Origin of the sequence: Streptomyces novaecaesareae (genome assembly GCF_000716875.1) — a bacterium.
Taxonomy (GTDB): Bacteria; Actinomycetota; Actinomycetes; order Streptomycetales; family Streptomycetaceae; genus Kitasatospora; species Kitasatospora novaecaesareae.
In genome coordinates, this window is record NZ_JNWQ01000045.1 from 26,472 (window position 1) to 41,865 (window position 15,394).

The 15,394-nt window shown below is 74.9% G+C and carries 14 protein-coding genes; 9 read left to right on the top strand and 5 right to left on the bottom strand.

Features of this window, described 5'->3' with window-relative positions:
* Positions 1 to 206: 206 nt before the first annotated feature.
* On the bottom strand, positions 207 to 1,058 hold the full coding sequence (locus tag OP86_RS18755; protein WP_030257133.1) for a siderophore-interacting protein: 852 nt from the start codon (positions 1,056 to 1,058) through the stop codon (positions 207 to 209).
* Positions 1,059 to 1,139: 81 nt separating this feature from the next.
* Between OP86_RS18755 and OP86_RS18760 the strand changes: the two genes are divergently transcribed.
* Both OP86_RS18760 and OP86_RS18765 read left to right on the top strand, forming a co-directional pair.
* Complete coding sequence (locus OP86_RS18760) at positions 1,140 to 1,934, top strand: TetR/AcrR family transcriptional regulator (protein WP_030059357.1); 795 nt, start codon at positions 1,140 to 1,142, stop codon at positions 1,932 to 1,934.
* 174 nt (positions 1,935 to 2,108) lie between these two features.
* Complete coding sequence (locus OP86_RS18765; RefSeq protein WP_418952600.1) at positions 2,109 to 3,896, top strand: S8 family peptidase; 1,788 nt, start codon at positions 2,109 to 2,111, stop codon at positions 3,894 to 3,896.
* Positions 3,897 to 3,969: 73 nt separating this feature from the next.
* Here OP86_RS18765 and OP86_RS18770 read toward each other — a convergent pair whose 3' ends face one another.
* A complete protein-coding gene (locus tag OP86_RS18770; protein WP_033332425.1) occupies positions 3,970 to 4,167 on the bottom strand; it encodes a hypothetical protein in 198 nt (65 codons plus the stop codon).
* 152 nt (positions 4,168 to 4,319) lie between these two features.
* On the opposite strand from OP86_RS18770, the gene OP86_RS18775 reads away from it, so the two are divergent.
* The 3 genes from OP86_RS18775 (at position 4,320) to OP86_RS18785 (ending at position 6,701) form a co-directional block, all read left to right on the top strand.
* Positions 4,320 to 5,690, top strand: a complete 1,371-nt coding sequence (locus tag OP86_RS18775) for a D-alanyl-D-alanine carboxypeptidase family protein (RefSeq protein ID WP_418952599.1) — start codon at positions 4,320 to 4,322, stop codon at positions 5,688 to 5,690.
* Between the two features lie 39 nt (positions 5,691 to 5,729).
* Positions 5,730 to 6,140, top strand: a complete 411-nt coding sequence (locus tag OP86_RS18780) for a PPOX class F420-dependent oxidoreductase (protein ID WP_033332427.1) — start codon at positions 5,730 to 5,732, stop codon at positions 6,138 to 6,140.
* 162 nt (positions 6,141 to 6,302) lie between these two features.
* The gene (locus OP86_RS18785; RefSeq protein WP_030059360.1) at positions 6,303 to 6,701 is read left to right on the top strand and encodes a PIN domain-containing protein; all 399 of its coding nucleotides are present in this window, start codon (positions 6,303 to 6,305) and stop codon (positions 6,699 to 6,701) included.
* Between the two features lie 178 nt (positions 6,702 to 6,879).
* Here the strand turns inward: OP86_RS18785 and OP86_RS18790 are convergent, their stop codons facing one another.
* On the bottom strand, positions 6,880 to 8,049 hold the full coding sequence (locus OP86_RS18790) for an RNA-guided endonuclease InsQ/TnpB family protein (RefSeq protein ID WP_033332429.1): 1,170 nt from the start codon (positions 8,047 to 8,049) through the stop codon (positions 6,880 to 6,882).
* Between the two features lie 370 nt (positions 8,050 to 8,419).
* On the opposite strand from OP86_RS18790, the gene OP86_RS18795 reads away from it, so the two are divergent.
* Genes OP86_RS18795 through OP86_RS18805 form a run of 3 tightly spaced genes read left to right on the top strand, consistent with a single transcriptional unit; the run spans position 8,420 to position 11,420 of the window.
* The gene (locus tag OP86_RS18795; RefSeq protein ID WP_030062015.1) at positions 8,420 to 8,611 is read left to right on the top strand and encodes a hypothetical protein; all 192 of its coding nucleotides are present in this window, start codon (positions 8,420 to 8,422) and stop codon (positions 8,609 to 8,611) included.
* A complete protein-coding gene (locus OP86_RS18800) occupies positions 8,608 to 10,923 on the top strand; it encodes a heavy metal translocating P-type ATPase (protein WP_063832408.1) in 2,316 nt (771 codons plus the stop codon). Before OP86_RS18795 ends, OP86_RS18800 begins: the two co-directional genes overlap by 4 nt.
* A complete protein-coding gene (locus OP86_RS18805) occupies positions 10,920 to 11,420 on the top strand; it encodes a copper chaperone PCu(A)C domain-containing protein (RefSeq protein WP_078588645.1) in 501 nt (166 codons plus the stop codon). Before OP86_RS18800 ends, OP86_RS18805 begins: the two co-directional genes overlap by 4 nt.
* A gap of 49 nt (positions 11,421 to 11,469) precedes the next feature.
* Here the strand turns inward: OP86_RS18805 and OP86_RS18810 are convergent, their stop codons facing one another.
* Together OP86_RS18810 and OP86_RS18815 are read right to left on the bottom strand one after the other, a co-directional pair.
* Entirely contained in the window at positions 11,470 to 11,658 is a 189-nt protein-coding gene (locus OP86_RS18810) for a hypothetical protein (protein ID WP_030062018.1), read from the bottom strand.
* Positions 11,659 to 11,894: 236 nt separating this feature from the next.
* Positions 11,895 to 12,770, bottom strand: a complete 876-nt coding sequence (locus OP86_RS18815) for a universal stress protein (RefSeq protein WP_030062019.1) — start codon at positions 12,768 to 12,770, stop codon at positions 11,895 to 11,897.
* 419 nt (positions 12,771 to 13,189) lie between these two features.
* Here OP86_RS18815 and OP86_RS18820 point away from each other — a divergent pair, with 419 nt between their 5' ends.
* A complete protein-coding gene (locus OP86_RS18820) occupies positions 13,190 to 14,887 on the top strand; it encodes a sensor histidine kinase (protein WP_030062020.1) in 1,698 nt (565 codons plus the stop codon).
* The last annotated feature ends 507 nt before the right edge of the window (positions 14,888 to 15,394 follow it).

Here is a 15,394-nt window from a genome sequence, read left to right on the forward strand (position 1 = left end):
CAGTGGCGAAACACCGCCACCGGCCGCAGGTCTGCCGACAGCTGCCTATTTGTCGACTCGGCCATAATCCCGGCCCCTCCGCCCCACCGTTCCTTCCCCGCCGACCCCGGCTGAAACCGGACATGACAGCCGGGGCCGACCAAGCCGCGCCAGAGCGGCCGGGAGTTCGCCCACGCACCTGTGGCCCGCGGGATCGACGTGCGGGATCAGTAGGCGGCCGACCGTTCCTGAGCGTCCGCCAGGTCCTCCGCGGTCGGCGCGTCGTCCTGGGTCAGCCGGTGGCGCCAGTACCCGGCGAAGTCCACCGAGGGCCTGGGCACGCCGCGCTCCTCCACCAGGTGCCGGCGCAGCGCCCGTACCGCACCCGCCTCCCCGGCCAGCCAGGCGAACGGCGTGCCCGGCGGCAGCTCGGCGGCCCGGACGGCGCCCGCCAGCACGACGCCGGGGGCCGCGCCGTCCCGGTGCAGCCAGTGCACGGCCAGGTCGGCCCGGCTCTCCAGCGGCTGCCGCTCGGCCTCGTCCGCGACCTCGACGTACGCCAGCGCCCGCACCCCGGCCGGCAGCGCCCCGACCAGCGTCGCGATCGCGGGCAGGGCGGTCTCGTCCCCGGCCAGCAGCACCCAGTCGGCCGCCGCGGCGGCCTCGGCGAAGGGGACCGGCGGGGCGTACAGCGCCGAGGGGCCGACCATGCCGAGCCGGTCCCCCGGCGCGGCCCGCAGCGCCCAGGCGGCGGCCGGGCCGGTGTCGCCGTGCAGCACGAAGTCGATCTCGACCAGCCGGGTGCCGGGGCGCCGGCGGCGCAGCGTGAAACTGCGCATCAGGGGGCGCTCGGCCTCGGGGATCGCCAGGTAGGCCCGGTACCAGCCCATCGGGTCGTCCTGGTGCGCGGGCAGCACCGGCTCGGCCTGCCCGGCGCGCGGGAAGCAGAGCTTGAGCTGCTGGTCGGGCGCGGTGCCGACGGTGTCGGCCAGTTCCTCGGCCGCGAAGGTGATCCGGGCGGTGCGCGGCGTGATCCGGCGGACCTCGACGACCTCGACGAAGGTGACGGGCAGTGTCATCGCGAAACCCCTTCGATTGGTAACCTTACGGCATAAAGAGTTGCCGTCGCGGCGATACTTTACGCCATAAGGAGATGTCGGATGACCGTCTACGCCGGACAGGGAGACGCCCGCCGGTCGCTCGCCCTGCTGTGGGGCGCGCCCGAAGAACCGCGCGCCGGGCGCAGCGGCCCCAAGCCGGGCCTGAGTGTGGACGCGATCGTGTCCGCCGGAATCGCCGTCGCCGACGCCGAGGGCATGGCCGCACTGTCGATGCGCGCCGTGGGCGAACGACTCGGCCGCACCGCGATGGCGCTCTACACGTACGTGCCCGGAAAGGCCGAACTGCTCGACCTGATGCACGACCGGGCACTCGCCGAACTCCCGGCCGGGCCACCGCCCGTGGACGACTGGCGCGCCGCCGTCACCGCCTGGGCCGAGGAGCTCCACGCCTGCTACCTGCGCCACCCCTGGGTGCTCCAGGTCTCGCAGGCCCGCCCGGTCCTCGGCCCGGCCGAACTCGCCGCGATGGAAGCCCTGTTGCTCGCCCTCCGGCCCGCCGGCCTGGCGCCCCGGCGGCTGCGCGGGGCCGTCGCCGCCCTCTGGCAGTTCGTCCGCGGCCTCGCCGCCACCACCGCCGACGCCCGCGCCGCCGCAGCCGCCACCGGTGTCACGGACGAGGCCTGGTGGACCTCTCGATCCATCCAACTCGCCGACCTGGCACCGGACTTCGCCGACCGCTTCCCGCTGCTCACCGCCCTGCAGAGCGCCGCCGACGGCACCCCCGGCGGCGCCCCCGAGGACAGCCACCGGGAGGCCTTCCACACCGGCCTCGGCATCCTGCTGGACGGCATCGCCTCCCCGGCCCCCGCCGACCCTGCGGCCGGCTCGGAGTAGAAGGCGTACGGCGGTCGCGGAAAGTCGTCGGGCGTAAAGTCTTCCCCAAGTCCTCCCCTATCTGGCATGTTTCCTTCAATTCCTGTGCGATCCCCCTCACGCACGGACCGAATCGGAGGACACGTGTCATCCCTGATACCCCGGCGGCTCGGCCGACCGGCCGCAGCCCTCGCCGTGCTCTCGGCCATGGCGCTCGCCACCCCCACGGCATTCGCGACCGCCGCCCCCACGACCACCACGCCCACCGTCCCCGGCGGCGTCCCGGCGCCCGCCGCCCCCGCGGCCGCGCAGGCCCCCACCGCGGCGGGCACCGCCGCCGGCTGGGCCGCCGGCACCCGCGCCTACCTGGTGATCAGCGCACCCGCCGACATCGCCGCCGCCAAGGCCGCCGTCACCGCCAAGGGCGGTACGGTCTTCGCGAGTTACGACCCGATCGGCGTCCTCGTCGCCCACTCGACCGACACCGGCTTCGCCGCCGCCCTGCGGACCGTCACCGGCATCCAGCAGGTCGGCGCGACCCGCACCTCCGACGTGCCGGCCGACGCCTACACCCCGGCCCTGCCCGCCAACCCCGCGCAGTCGGCCACCACGCTCACCGAGTCCAACCGCTGGGACATGACCCAGATCAAGGCCGACCAGGCCTGGAACGTGACCACCGGCTCCCCGTCCGTCAAGGTCGGCGTGCTCGACACCGGCGTGGACGACCAACACCAGGACCTCGCGCCGAACTTCGACGCCGCCGACTCGGTCTCCTGCGCGTACGGCAAGCCCGACACCCGCACCGGCGCCTGGCGCGACGTGGACACCCACGGCACCCACGTCGCCGGCACCATCGCGGCCGCGAAGAACGGCAAGGGCGTCATCGGCGTCGCGCCGGGCGTCAAGATCACCTCGGTCCGGATCGCCGAGCCGACCAGCACCCTGTTCTACGCCGAGAACACGGTCTGCGGCTTCGTCTGGGCCGGCGACCACGGCTTCAAGGTGACCAACAACAGCTACTACACCGACCCGTGGCAGTTCAACTGCCCGAACGACCTCGACCAGGCGGCCGTCATCGAGGGCGTCAAGCGCGCCCAGGAGTACGCCGAGGGCAAGGGGTCGCTGCAGGTCGCGGCCGCCGGCAACGCCGACTACGACCTGGCGAACAAGACCACCGACACCGCGAGCCCGAACGACTCCACTCCGACCACCCGGACCATCAGCAACGCCTGCCTCGACATCCCCACCGAACTCCCCGGCGTGGTGACCGTCGCTGCCACGGGCAGCGGCAGCGGCAAGGCCTCCTACTCCAACTTCGGCCGGGGCGTCATCGACGTCGCCGCGCCCGGCGGCGACGGCGCGACCGGCGTCTACTCGACCCTGCCCGGCGGCAAGTACGGGACCAAGAGCGGCACCTCGATGGCCTCCCCGCACGTCACCGGGGTGGCCGCGCTGATCGCGAGCACCGACCCGACGCTCACCCCCGCCGACATCCGGGCCCGGCTGGCGGCCCAGGCCAACGACCTGGCCTGCCCCGCCACGGACAGCCGCTGCACCGGCACCACCGCCGTCAACTCCTTCTTCGGCGAGGGCCAGGTCGACGCACTGAAGGCCGTCAGCGGCAGCACCCCGCCCACCGGGAAGTACTTCGAGAACACCGCCGACGTGGCGATCCCCGACAACACCACGGTGGAGAGCCCGATCACCGTCACCGGTGTCACCGGCAACGCGCCCGCGGCGCTCAAGGTCGGCGTGGACATCAAGCACACCTACCGCGGTGACCTCGTCCTCTCCCTCGTCGCCCCCGACGGCACGGTCTACCTCCTGGAGGACTTCCCGAACAACGACAGCGCCGACGACGTCGCCAAGACCTACACCGTCAACGCCGCCGCGAGCGCGGCGAACGGCACCTGGAAGCTCCGGGTGAAGGACGGCGCCTCCGGCGACACCGGCACGATCGACGCCTGGAACCTCACCTTCTGACCGCACCGCACCACCCCCGCGGCCCCGCCGCCCGCCGCCCGCCGCAGGACGCCCGCCGCAGGACGCAGGACGCCTAACCGCGGCGGGCGGCGGGGATCGCCAGCAGGACGCCGAGCAGCAGCAGGGTGGCGTACCCGACGGTCTCGTGACCGTCCGGCACCAGGAAGCGGACGAAGCCGAACAGCCGGAAGCCGCCGAGCCAACCGGACAGCAGGCCGGAGGCGCCGCCGAGGATCAGGACGAAACCGAGGTAGCCGAGCAGGGTCTTCATACCCCCGAGCCTAGGAATCCGCCACCGCCCGGACATCCGACTTTCGGCGCGACCGCGTACCACCAAAGTCGTGCGCGCCGACCGCACCCCGGCCGCCACCGGACGGAGCAGCAGGCACGGCGGCGCGGCGGCGGCCCGGGTACGTTCGCCGTGTGCCTCCCAAGCGCATGCAGCAGAAGCCCCCGTCCGCCGCCAGGGCCGCGGCCGGCGCCGCCGCCTCGGCCCTGGTGCTCGCCGTCGGCGCCCCGATGGCCCTCGCGGCCCTCGAACAGGACGCCGCCGGCCCGGTCGGCGGGGAGCGGCTCGCCAGCCCGAACGTCCAGGTCGCGCCGCTGGCCGGGGCCCCCGCCCTGCCGTCCGAACTGTCCGGCCGCTCCTGGCTGGTCGCCGACGCCACCACCGGCGAGGTGCTCGCCGCCCGCAACGCCCATCTGCAGCTGCCCCCGGCCAGCACCCTCAAGATGCTGTTCGCGGACACCGTGCTGCCCAAGTTCGACCGCTCGCTGGAGCACCAGGTCACCCCGGCCGAGCTCGCCAACCTCGGCGCCGGCAGCAGCCTGGTCGGCGTCAAGGAGAACCTGCCGTACCGGGTCGAGGACCTGTGGCGGGGCGTCTTCCTCAGCTCCGGCAACGACGCCGTGCACGTCCTCGCGCACATGAACGGCGGCATCGCGCAGACCGTCGCCGAGATGCAGGCCCGCGCCCGCACCCTGCAGGCCAAGGACACCAAGGTCGTCTCCCCCGACGGCTACGACATGGACGGCCAGGTCTCCTCCGCGTACGACCTCACGCTCTTCGCCCGCGCCGGGCTGCGCAACGCCGACTTCCGCTCCTACTGCGCCACCCGCACCGCGCGCTTCCCCGGCGGGCTGGACAAGCTCAGCGGCCAGCGCACCAGCTTCGACATCGCCAACACCGACCGGCTGCTCGGCAAGTACCCGGGCCTGATCGGCGTCAAGAACGGCTACACCACCAACGCGGGCGCCACCTTCACCGGCGCCGCCGAACGCGGCGGCCGCACCCTGCTGGTGACGGTGATGCACCCCGAGGCGCAAGGCAAGGTCTACGACGAGGCCGCCAGCCTGCTCGACTGGGGCTTCGCGGCCGCCGGAAAGGTCCAGCCGGTCGGACAGCTGGTCGAGGACACCGCCGCCCCGGCCTCCTCCCCGGCCCCGGAGGCCGCAGCCCCGGGCGGCTCGACGCCGGAGGCCGCGGCCGCCTCCCAGCTCCCCCCGTGGGCCCGGCCGCCCGTCACCAGCAGCGACACCCCCGGCCTGGCTCCCGCCGTCTGGACGGCCGCCGTCCTCGCCACCGCCCTCGCCGCCTGGGCCACCGCCCACACCGCCGCCCGCCGCCGCACCGCCGCCGCCGCACCGGCCCCGGCCCCGGCACGGGCCCACCGCGGCGGCGCCACCGGCATCGGCGGCGCCACCGGCGTCGGCGACCGCAGCCACCGCCGCCTCACCCGCCGCGCCCGCGCCCTGGTCCACTCCGCCCGCACCAGCCGCCGTGTGCCACGCTGACCAGCCGCCGCACACCGGACAGGCCCTAGACTTCCGGCCATGACCACGCCCGACCCCTCCGCCGCGGACCGGCTCGCCCGGATCGTGCGGCTCTCCTCCGGGAGCTACCTGCTCGTCACCACGTACAAGAAGGACGGCACCGCCGTGCCGACCCCGGTGTGGGTGGTCCGGGACGGGGAGGCGCTCGGCGTCTGGACCGTCGCGGACTCCTGGAAGGTCAAGCGGATCCGCAACCGGGCCGACGTGCTGGTCGGCCCGTGCGACGTCAAGGGCCGCCCGACCGGCGACCAGTACCCGGCGACGGCCGAGATCCTCGGGCCCGAGCGCACCGCCGCCTACCGCACCCTGCTGCGCCAGAAGTACGGCCTGCTGGGCGTGCTGACGCTGCTCGGCAGCCGGCTGCGACGCGGCGAGCGCGGCACCGTCGGGATCCGGATCACGCTCGACTGACCCGGGGACAGGTCCTGGATGCGCTCGGCGATCTCGTCGATGCGTGTCTCCATGGGCTCGCTGCCTTACGGACGGCCGGACGGCCCCCGCGCAGGCGGCGCCGGACCTGCCGGGCGCGTCGCCGGTTCGGCTGAGCGCGGCCCGGGGTGGCACGCTCAGGCCATGAGAGAGAACGAGGCCGCCCCGGCCCTGCTGGTGGTGGACGGCGCGAATGTGGTCGGCTCGGTGCCGGACGGCTGGTGGCGGGACCGGCGGGGCGCCGCCGAGCGGCTGCGGGACGCGCTGGTCGCCGTCGCCGCGCGGGGCCTGCCGGAGCGGCCCGGGCCGTTGGAGGTGGTCCTGGTCGTGGAGGGCGCGGCCCGGAGCGTCGCCGGGCTGCCCGAGGTGCGGGTGGTCGAGGCGGGCGGCAGCGGGGACGACCGGATCGTGGAGCTGGTCCGCGAGGCCCGCGCCGGGGATCCGGCGCGGGCCTGCCTGGTGGTCACCGCCGACCGCGAACTGCGGGCCCGGGTGGGCGCGTTGGGCGCCGACGTCACGGGCCCGCGGAGCGTGCGGCGCTGAACCGGGGCCCGGGTCAGCGGGTCTGGACGGCGTGCATGCCCCAGTGGATCGACGGGTCCGAGGTGAGCACGTTGACTGCTCCCCTGCCTGAAGGCGGGGGATGCCGCCTTCGTCCGGGGGATTTCTGACTCGGGCTGCATGGTGGCCCTGCGGGCCGCCGTGTCTTATGCCCTCAACGTCAGCCGGGTACGAGTCCAGCCCGGATGAGCATCACGTGTGCGGAGTTCTTGTCCCTGGGGGATGAGACTCCGCACGCGGTGCAGGTGTAGGTGCGCATTCCCAGCGGCAGTGCATGCTTGGCTCTCGCCATGCAGTGCGCGCAGTCCATCGTGGTGTGCGCGGGGTGGACCAGATGCACGGCCCTGCCGTGCTTGCGGCCCATCTCGATCAGGGCTCGCTTGGTCGCGCCGATGGCGGCGTCGGCGGCCTTCTTGGCCATGGTGGTCCTGGCGAGGAACTTCGGTCGGAAGTCCTCGACGGCTATCGCGTCGTGGTCGCGAACGACCGTCTTGGCCCACTTGCGGGCGGTGTCGTTCCGCTGGTCGGCGACCTTCCTGTGGAGCTTGGCGGTCTGCCGCTTCGCGTCGCGGTAGCCCTTGGACGCGGGCTTGCCCTTGGGGGGCTTGCGGCGTGCCATACGGCGCTGGTACTTCGCGAGTGCGGCGGCGGCGTTCTTCCCGTGCTGCGGGTGGGGCAGATCGTACGGGTCGCTGGTGGTGGTCGCGATCTCGCGCACGCCCCAGTCGATACCGATCACGTTGCCGGTGGCGGGCAGCGGCTGCGTCTCGGTTGCCACGACGAACGAGGCGTACCAGTGCCCGACGCTGTCGCGGTACACGCGAACGCTGGTCGGGTCGGCGGGAAGGCCGCGGGACCACACCACGGTCAGCACGATCCCGCCTGCAAGATGCAGACGACCGTCCTTGATCCGGAATCCTCGCCGCGTGTAGTTCAGGGAGGGCAGCGCCTCACGCTTCTTCTTCGGCTTCGGCATCCCGGCGCGTCGATTGACCGGCAGCTTCGCCTTGACGTCCTTGATCGCCTTCGCACGGGACTTCGCGAAGTCCCGGATGATCTGCTGCTGCGGAACCGAGCTTCCCTCGCGCAGCCATCCCATCGCCGCACGGGCCTGCGTCAGCATCCGGTCCAGCTGCGCCGGACCGGCAGTGCGCTTCTCGGTCCCGTCGGGACGACTGCGGTTGAACACGTGCGCCTGCCGGGACTGGTGGACGCACTCGTTCCAGATCCACCGGCACCGCCCCCACTCGGCTTCAAGGGCTGCGAGCGCGGTGGACGACACGCGCAAGCGGTAGGCGTACCGGGCATGCCCGGTCTCCTCCGCCGACATCGATGTCGTCACGACGGCATCACGATCCTTTTCGCACTCAGACTCCCCGAAGACTTGCACACACGACTGACAGCCAAGCAGCTATGGACCGAAGTTCCATCAACTCCGAGATCCTGCACCTGCTTGAGGCCGCTCTCAACGCCGTCCATTCCGAGACACCGGACCGCCTCGACGGCGATTCAGCTGCCCCTGACCCGCTACGCGGGAAGCCGGATTCCTCCCCCGGCTGAAGCCGGGGGCATCCTCCGGATACTCGGTGATCGTAGACGGCGCACCGACGGCACGGGGCGCTGCCCGGAGGATCTCCGACTACGCAGAGGATTGTGGAGCGTACGGGAACTGACGGCGGTGCCCGTCCGACTGGTGGGAGGTGAAAGCGAAGTCGCCGGGCGTCCGGCCGTTGAGTGTGCTGGCGGGGTTCGCCCTGCTGCTGGTGGTGGTGTTCGTGGTCGCCTACGGGGTGGGCCGGCAGGTGGGGCCGGTGGCACCCGGGCTGCGGCCGAGCAGCGGGGGCGGGGAGTCGCCGGGGATGGGCGGGCACGACATGGGCGGGATGCGATGAGCGCGGTCGCGGGGGCCGGCGCCGACGCCGACGCCCTGGTGTCCACCGATCTGGCGGTCGGCGGGATGACCTGCGCGGCGTGCGTGGGCCGGGTCGAGAAGCGGCTGGGCCGGATCGACGGGGTGACGGCCGGGGTGAACCTGGCCACCGGCCGGGCCCGGGTGCTGCACCCGGCCGAGGTGCCGGTGGCCGAGCTCGTGGCGGCGGTCGAACGGGCGGGCTACACCGCCGAGCCGGTGGCCGCCGGGGCGCCGGTCGGGGCGGCGGCGGAGGAGGAGCCGGACGAGCGGTGGCGGCTGCTGGTGACCGCCCTGCTGGCCGTGCCGGTGCTGGTCCTGTCGATGGTGCCCGCGCTGCAGTTCACCGCCTGGCAGTGGGTCTGCTTCGCGCTGGCCGTCCCGGTGGTGACCTGGGGGTCGGCCGCGTTCCACCGCCGGGCCTGGCAGGGCCTGCGGCACGCGGCGGCGACCATGGACACCCTGGTCAGCCTGGGCGTGGTGGCCTCCTTCGGCTGGTCGGCGTACGCGCTGGTGTTCGGCGGGGCGGGGGATCCGGGCATGCGGATGCCGTTCTCGCTGACCGCCGACGGCGGCGGCGCGGCGCACGTGTACCTGGAGGCGGCGGTCGGCGTGCCGCTGTTCGTGCTCGCCGGGCGGCTGCTGGAGGGCCGGGTGCGCCGGCGCAGCGGCTCCGCGCTGCGGGCGCTGGCCGAGCTGGGCGCCAAGCAGGTGTGCCTGCGCGGCGCGGACGGCGAGGAGCGCCTGGTGCCGATCGAACTGCTGCTGCCCGGGCAGGAGTTCGTGGTGCGCCCGGGTGAGCGGGTGGCCACCGACGGGGTGGTGGTCGAGGGCGGTTCGGCACTCGACCTGAGCCTGCTGACCGGGGAGAGCGTGCCGGTGGAGGTCGGCCCCGGGGACGCCGTGGCGGGCGCCACGGTGAACGTCGGCGGCGCGCTGGTGGTCCGGGCCACGGCCGTCGGCACGGACACCCAACTGGCCCGGATCACCGCCCTGGTGGCGGACGCCCAGGCCGGCAAGGCGCGGGCGCAGCGGCTGGCGGACGCGGTGGCCGGGGTGTTCGTGCCCTGTGTCCTCGCGGTCGCGGCCTCCGTGCTCGGTTTCTGGCTGGGCGCGGACGCGGCCCCGCAGGCGGCGGTCACGGCGGCCGTCGCGGTGCTGGTGGTGGCCTGCCCGTGCGCGCTGGGGCTGGCGACGCCGACGGCGCTGCTGGCGGCGACCGGGCGGGGCGCCGAACTGGGCGTGCTGGTGCGCGGCCCGGAGGTGCTGGAGAGCCTGCGCCGGGTGGACACCGTGGTGATGGACAAGACCGGCACGCTGACCACGGGCCGGATGGAGCTGGCGGCGGTGGCCACGGCCGACGGCGTCGCGGAAGCCGAGGCGCTGCGGCTCGCCGGGGCGGTCGAGCACCGCTCCGAGCACCCGATCGGCCGGGCCGTCGCGGCGGCGGCCCGGGAGCGCTGCGGGGCCCTGCCGGCCGTGGACGGCTTCGCGGCGGTCACCGGGCTCGGGGTGTCCGGGACGGTCGAGGGCCGGGCCGTCCGGGTGGTCCGGCCGGACGACGCCGTGCTGCCCCCGGCGCTGGCCGAGGCGGTGGCGCGGGCCGGGGACGCGGGCCGCACCGGCGTCGTGGTCGAGCTGGACGGGCGGCCCGCGGCCGTCCTGGCGGTCGGCGACACGCTGCGCTCGGGCAGTTGGCGAGCCGTCCACCGGCTGCGCGGGCTGGGCCTGGAGACGGTGCTGCTGACCGGGGACGGCCCCGGCGCCGCCCGGGCGGTGGCGGCCGAACTCGGCATCGAGCGGGTGCACGCCTCGGCCTCGCCCGAGCGCAAGGCCGAGGTGGTGGCCGAACTGCGCGCCGCCGGACGGACCGTGGCGGTCGTCGGCGACGGCGTCAACGACGCGGTCGCCCTCGCCTCGGCCGACCTCGGGGTGGCGCTGGCCTCGGGCAGCGACGCCGCGATCGGCGCGGCCGGGCTGACCCTGGTGCGCGGCGACATCGAGGCGGTGGTGGACGCCGTACGGCTGGCACGGCAGACCCTCGCGACGATCCGAGCCAACCTGCTGTGGGCCTTCGGGTACAACGTGGTGCTGATCCCGCTGGCAGCGGTCGGGCTGCTCAACCCGATGTTGGCGGCGGTGGCGATGTCGCTCAGTTCGCTGCTCGTGGTGGGCAACAGCCTGCGGCTGCGCACCTGGGCGCCGGGGCGCGGCGGCGCCCGGGTGCACGGCGACGGGGTGCGCGGCGACGGGGTGCGCGGCGACGGGGTGCGCGGGAAGGGGGCGCGGCGATGAACGCACCGGCGATGAGCGTGCTGGAACGGCTGAAGGTCGTCGGCCCGCCGGTCGGCGCGGCGGCGCTGGCGCTGGTGCTGCTCACCGGGTGGACGGCGGTCGGCGGGGCCGGCCGCTCCCGCCCGGTGGAGGCCGGGCCGGGCTGGGTGCTGCTGCCGACGGCGGGCGCGGCCTCGGCCACGGCGGCCTTCTTCACGATCCGCAACCCCGGCGACATACCGGACGAACTGACCGGCGCCGAATGGGAGTTCGGCGGGCGCATCATCCCCAAGCGGCACCTGCACCAGGGCGCGGCGGGCAGCTGGGAGCCGGTGGCCGCGCTGCCCGTACCGGGCCGTGGCGAACTGGCGATGTCCCCGGAAGACGCGGACCTGATGATCCCCGCCCCGCCGCCCCTGCGGGCCGGCCAGTGGGTGGAGTTCACCCTCACCTTCCGCCACAGCCCGGAACTGCGGCTCAGGGCACAGGTACTGGCCCCGGCCGACCGGCCGCGCTGAACGGCCTCCGGGGCTCGGACCGCCGGCGGGCGCTGCGCGGCCGGGCCCCTCAGGACCCCGCCGGCCCGGCCAGTGTCTCCGTCACCGCCCGGCGGGGCGTGGCCGCGCCGGGCGGGCCGTAACCGGCGCGCAGCACCAGCTGCACCTGGCTCGGTCCGGTGGCCGGGTCGCGCAGCGCCCACCGGGTGTCCGGCCACTCGACGGCCTGGTGCCAGACCGTCAGCCGTACGCCGTGCACGGTGGCCAGCAGCCAGACCCTCCCCCAGCCTCCGGCTGGGAGGTGCCCCCATCAGCGCCTGGCCCGTGCGCAGCCGGGGCGGGGGTCCGGGTGCGCGTCATGACGATCCACTCCTTCGACCGGAGAGCGGTCCACTCCCTCGACCGCGTGGTCCGCACTACCTCACTACGTCCGATCCTGCGCGCTGGCCCCGGCGGGCGACAGGGCCGTACGCCCTGTGCCCGGCAGGGCCTTGGTCACCCGTGCGGGACGACGGCGACCGGCGCCTCGGCGTGGTGGAGCACAGCGTGCACGACGCGGCCCAGCCGGGGGCCGAATTCGAGCGGGCGGCGGCGCCGGCCGACCACGACCAGCGAGGCCGCGGCCGAGGCCTCGACCAGCGCGCGGGCCGAGCCCAGCCGGACGTCCTCGACCACCGCGACCTCCGGGTGCCGCTCGCGCGGCCCGGCCAGGGCGAGCGAGAGCAGCTTCGCCTCCAGCGCCTCCAACTGGTCGACCTCGCCCGCCGGGACGGCCCCGCCCGCGTAGCCGAACAGCGGCGGCAGCTCCCAGCCGTGCACCGCCCGGACCGGGGCGCCGCGCAGCGCGGCCTCACGGAAGGCGAAGGCCAGCACCTCCTCCTCCGGGGCGTGGGCGTCGACGCCGACCACCACCTCGGCCGCGCCGTCCGCGTCCTCGCCGGCCTCCCGCACCACGACCACCGGCGCGCCGCTGCGCCCGGCCACGGACATGCTGACCGAGCCGAGGAGCAGCCCGGTGAAGCCGCCGCGGCCGCGCGAACCGAGCACCAGCAGGTCGGCGTCCGCGGCGGCGGCCACCAGGCCGTCGATCGGCGCGTCGAGCACCGCGTCGGTCTGCACGGTCAGCTCCGGGTGGCGCGCGCGGACGGCCTCGGCCGCCTCGGCCAGGGTCCGCTGGGCGGCGTCGGGCAGGTCGTCGGGCTCGGCGAAGGAGGACACGCCGTCGGTCAGCCACGGCCAGGCGTGCACCAGGCGCAGCGACGCGCCGCGGCGCAGCGCCTCCTCGGCGGCCCAGTGGGCGGCGGCGGTGCTCTGCGGCGAGCCGTCGACTCCGGCCAGCACGGTTGACGTCGACTCGCTGCGCTCGCTCATTCGCGTTCCTCCACGGTGTCGGCACTCGGTGGTTCGGCGTCGGCGACGGTGCGCGCTGACGCCCCGTCCGTTCCTCCGCTCCTCCTCCACCCTGGCAGCCCCGGACGGCCCGGGAACAGAGGCCGCAGGGCCCTCGGCCACGGGACCTAAGGCCCGCCCGGGGGAGCCTACGGCCGACCCCGCCGTGCACCCGGACGACACGTGGGCACTACCGTGATCACGGCGATCCCGCTGGTCGGACGGCACCCGAGCCGCGCCACGGCGGGGGCGGGCCGGTCGGTCGGGGCAGGCCGGTCAGGGCAAGCAGGCCGGCCGGACAAGCCAGTCGGGCAGGCCGGTCGGGCAGGCCGGTCGGGCAGGACACGAGGAGGACAGCGGTGGGCGGAGCGGACGGCAGCGCGGCGGGCGGCGGCGCGCGGATGCCCCGGCTGCGCCTGGACGAGCTGCTGGAGGAGCTCCAGTGGCGGATCGACGCGGCGCGCGGGACGCAGAACCGGGTGCACAACCTGCTGGAGGCGGTGCTCGCGGTCGGCCGTGAGCTGGACCTCGCGCAGGCGCTGCACCGGATCGTCGAGGCGGCGGTCGACCTGGTGGACGCCCGCTACGGCGCGCTGGGGGTGATCGGGCCGGACGGGCATTCGCTGTCGCAGTTCCTGACGGTGGGTCTGTCCGACGAGGAGATCGCCGAGATCGGGCCGCCGCCGTCGGGCCGGGGCATCCTGGGCGAGCTGATCCGTGAGCCGCGGCCACTGCGCTGCCCGGTGCTGTCGGAGCACCCGGCCTCGGCCGGGTTCCCGCCGAACCACCCGCCGATGCACACCTTTCTGGGGGTGCCGGTGCGGGTGCACGGCGAGGTGTTCGGCAACCTCTACCTGACCGACAAGCGCGGCGGGCTGGACTTCGACGAGGACGACGAGGCGGTGATCGCCACCCTGGCGGTCGCGGCCGGGGTGGCGATCGACAACGCCCGGCTGTACGAGGAGGCGCAGCTGCGCCAGCGCTGGCTGCGGGCGAGCACCGAGATCACCCGCAGTCTGCTGTCGGGCGCGCCGCGCCTGGAGGTGGTCGAGCTGATCGCCCGGCGGGCCCGGGAGATCTCGGGCGCCGAGCTGGCGGACGTCTCGGTGGCGCTGGCCGGCCCGGAGGAGCGGGCCGAGGAACTGGCCGTCGAGGTCGCGCTGGGCGGCACGCCGTCGGCGCGGCTGGGGGTGACGGTGCCGGTGGACGGCACGCTGTCCGGCGCGGCGTACGCCTCCGGTTCGCCGGTCACCAGCGACGAGCTGGCCTGTGACGCCCGGTTCCCGGCCGGCCCGGCGGGCCGCTTCGACGGGCTGGGCGCGGCGGTGGCGGTGCCGCTGGGCACCGGCGCCGGGTACGGGCGGGGCGTGCTGCTGCTGGCGCGGGCGCAGGGGCAGCCGGCCTTCGGGCCGGAGGAGACCGGCCCGCTGCTGGGCTTCGCCGACCAGGCCGCGCTCGCCCTGGAGTTGGCCGAACGGCGGCGTGACGCCGAGCAGTTGACGCTGCTGGAGGACCGCGACCGGATCGCCCGCGATCTGCACGACCTGGCGATCCAGCGGCTGTTCGCGACCGGCATGACACTGCAGAGCGCGGGCCGGCTGATCGACAGCCCGGCCGCCGCGGACCGGGTGGCCCGGGCGGTGGCGGACCTGGACGAGACCATCAAGATCATCCGCTCGACCATCTTCGGCCTGCGCGCCCACAGCGAACCCGACCGCGGCCTGCGCGCCCGCGCCACCCGGGTCGTCACCGAGGCGCAGGGCCCGCTCGGCTTCGCGCCCCGGCTGAGCATGGAGGGCCTGCTGGACACCGACGTGCCGCAGGAGCTGGCCGCGCACGTGGTGGCCGTCCTGGCCGAGGCGCTCAGCAACGCCGCCCGGCACGCCCGCGCCACCCGGGTCGAGGTGACGCTGCGCGCCCTCGCGGGGCGGGTGGTGCTGACCGTCACGGACGACGGCGTGGGCGTGCCCGAGGGCGGGCGCCGCAGCGGGCTGCGCAACCTCGCCGAGCGCGCCGACCGGGTCGGCGGGGCCTTCGCCGTCGACCGGGCCGAGGGCGGCGGCACCCGGCTGCTCTGGGAGGCCCCGGTCGGGTCGTAACGGCCCGAGCACGCCGTTCGGCCCCGGTCTCCAACGTCGTCAGCCCCAACGGCCGGGCGCCCCCGGTGGCCACCGCACGGGGAACTCCGCCGCGCCGCGCGCCGTTGCCGCTGATCGCCAACGTGCCGACCAGCTCCGGATGTTCGAGGCGAGGCGGCCGTGGCCGCTGTCGAAGGAGCGCAGTTCGGAGGGGGATTCGGCATGTGCGGAGTGCATCATGGCGACAACTCCGGGTCCGCCGGTAACGCGACAGCGGCACGGTCCTTATCCGAACGACCGGACCGTTCGGGCACGGTTCACAACTCCGCCACGACTTCCTGGAAGAACACCCCCAACGTCCATTGTCGCCATGCATGTTCGAAGGTAGAGTCGCCGTTCACCGAGGACGGAGGAGTACTTCTCGGCGCCATTGGGGCGGGCATGTCAAATATTTGTGGTTCCCGGGTCGTTCCTGACCTGCTCGACGTGTTCAGCGATATCGCACGTCGAAATCCCGGTCGTCCGGCG

Excerpts from the sequence above, each read along its gene's own strand:
- OP86_RS18755 (WP_030257133.1), bottom strand. The coding sequence starts at position 1,058 with ATGACACTGCCCGTCACCTTCGTCGAGGTCGTCGAGGTCCGCCGGATC.
- OP86_RS18760 (WP_030059357.1), top strand. The coding sequence starts at position 1,140 with ATGACCGTCTACGCCGGACAGGGAGACGCCCGCCGGTCGCTCGCCCTG.
- OP86_RS18770 (WP_033332425.1), bottom strand. The coding sequence starts at position 4,167 with ATGAAGACCCTGCTCGGCTACCTCGGTTTCGTCCTGATCCTCGGCGGC.
- OP86_RS18780 (WP_033332427.1), top strand. The coding sequence starts at position 5,730 with ATGACCACGCCCGACCCCTCCGCCGCGGACCGGCTCGCCCGGATCGTG.
- OP86_RS18785 (WP_030059360.1), top strand. The coding sequence starts at position 6,303 with ATGAGAGAGAACGAGGCCGCCCCGGCCCTGCTGGTGGTGGACGGCGCG.
- OP86_RS18790 (WP_033332429.1), bottom strand. The coding sequence starts at position 8,049 with ATGTCGGCGGAGGAGACCGGGCATGCCCGGTACGCCTACCGCTTGCGC.
- OP86_RS18800 (WP_063832408.1), top strand. The coding sequence starts at position 8,608 with ATGAGCGCGGTCGCGGGGGCCGGCGCCGACGCCGACGCCCTGGTGTCC.
- OP86_RS18805 (WP_078588645.1), top strand. The coding sequence starts at position 10,920 with ATGAACGCACCGGCGATGAGCGTGCTGGAACGGCTGAAGGTCGTCGGC.
- OP86_RS18815 (WP_030062019.1), bottom strand. The coding sequence starts at position 12,770 with ATGAGCGAGCGCAGCGAGTCGACGTCAACCGTGCTGGCCGGAGTCGAC.
- OP86_RS18820 (WP_030062020.1), top strand. The coding sequence starts at position 13,190 with ATGCCCCGGCTGCGCCTGGACGAGCTGCTGGAGGAGCTCCAGTGGCGG.